The organism is Mesorhizobium sp. B1-1-5 (assembly GCF_006443065.1).
In the GTDB taxonomy this organism is placed as follows: Bacteria; Pseudomonadota; Alphaproteobacteria; order Rhizobiales; family Rhizobiaceae; genus Mesorhizobium.
Map to the genome: position 1 here is coordinate 1 of NZ_VFWS01000301.1, position 1703 is coordinate 1703.

Consider the following 1703-nt stretch of genomic DNA (forward strand, 5'->3'; position numbering starts at 1 on the left):
CGGCGTCCGCCGGGTCATGGGAAGACGATGGCGGGCGCGGACGGGTCGACTTGATTCCGGCCAAGCGTCATGCCTTCATCCTCGAATGCCTTAAACGGCAAGGAGCCGTAGGCGTTCAGGAGCTCATCGATCTCATCGGCGCATCGCCTTCGACGATCCGGCGCGATCTCGAGACGCTTGAACGGCAGGGAGCACTGGAGCGAACGCATGGCGGGGCGATGCTTCAGCGCACGGAACTCGCCACCTTCGAGCCGGATCTCGCCACCGCGGCGCATTTCGCCAGGGCAGAGAAAGAGGCCATCGGTGCCGCCATGATGTCGGAACTCCGCGCCGGCCAAAGCGTCATTTTCGACGCAAGCACGACCGTGCTGGAAGTCGCCCGCGCCATCGCCGCGACGCCTATTCCGCTTACCGCCGTTACCAACAGTCATGCGATCGCGCAGATACTTGCAGCCGTGCCGGAAGTACGTCTCGTCATGCTTGGCGGCACCTGCAAGCCGGGCTCACTGACCCTGGTCGGCCAGCCCGGCGAGAATTTCCTGCGAACCATCCACGCCGATGTGGCCATTCTTGGGACCCATGCCATCACCGGAGACATGCTCACGGAGACCTCGCTAGAGGTTGCGGCGATGAAGCAGGCGATGATCGCGGCGGCGCGCCGTGTCGTCGTGCTTGCGGACAATTCGAAGTTCACTGCCCCCAATTTCTGCACCATCTGCCGTCTGGCCGATATCCACCAGATCATTACCGACGAGGGCATCGATCAGGCTCACCTCACCAATCTTCGGACGCTCGATGTGAACGTCCGCGTCGTGCGCGTCAGCCGTCCAGGTTCTTCAGTTGAGCGCTCTTGAGATTGCGGATATTCGGGTCGTAGCCGACGACCTGACCGGCGCCCTGGATAGCGCGGTTTCCTTCGCCTCGCCTGGCTACGGCATCGGGGTGAGCTGGCAACTGGACCGTGCGTTTTCGGGGCGTATGGCTGTCGATGCGGCCACGCGAGAGGGCGCCGAGGCGACGGCCGTCGCCAGGCACCGGGCGCTCGCGCCATGGCTCGCCGCCGGACAATTGAGTTTCAAGAAGATCGACAGCCTTTTGCGCGGTCACGTCATCGCCGAAATAGAAGCCTGCATCGTCGAGGGGACGTACCAGCGCGTTGTGCTGGCGCCTGCTTTCCCATTTCAAGGGCGTGTTACGCGCGCCGGGCGCCAATGGCGGCTCGATCGGCCTGAAATGGTTGGTCCCGACCTCCTCGCCGACCTCGGCCAGCGCTTTTCGGTCGGGCGTTCAACACCGAGGGCACGACCGGTCCATTTCATCACCCTCTACGATGCCGAAACGGACACGGACCTGGACAAGATCGTCGCAACGGCCGGAATGCCGGAGTCACGGATCTTGTGGGGCGGCACAGGCGGCCTGGCGGCGGCACTCGCCCGGCACATGAAAGCACAGCAGAAGCCTGCTCTTGCGTTATTCGGGCCGTTCCTTGGCCTTGTCGGCACAAATCACGAGGTCACAGCGGGACAGGTGGCCCTCTTTGCCGCCCGGCATGCGGATGCGCATATCGTTATCGAACGCGACATCGACAAAGCGAGAAAGCGCTTGGCGGAGCGGATGATGCAAGGCGCGCCATCAATTGTCAGCGTCGCTGCATCGGGTGATCGCCACGCGGTGGCGGATCATATCGGCAAGGTGTTTGCCTC

At 63.4% G+C, this 1703-nt stretch carries 2 protein-coding genes; both read left to right on the forward strand.

Features of this window, described 5'->3' with window-relative positions:
* Window positions 1-854: DeoR/GlpR family DNA-binding transcription regulator (locus FJ980_RS30655; protein WP_348640672.1), on the forward strand; the 854-nt coding region annotated here is incomplete at its 5' end.
* A partial coding sequence (locus tag FJ980_RS30660; protein ID WP_140547320.1) for a four-carbon acid sugar kinase family protein occupies window positions 841-1703 on the forward strand: 863 nt, incomplete at its 3' end. The genes FJ980_RS30655 and FJ980_RS30660, both read left to right, overlap by 14 nt.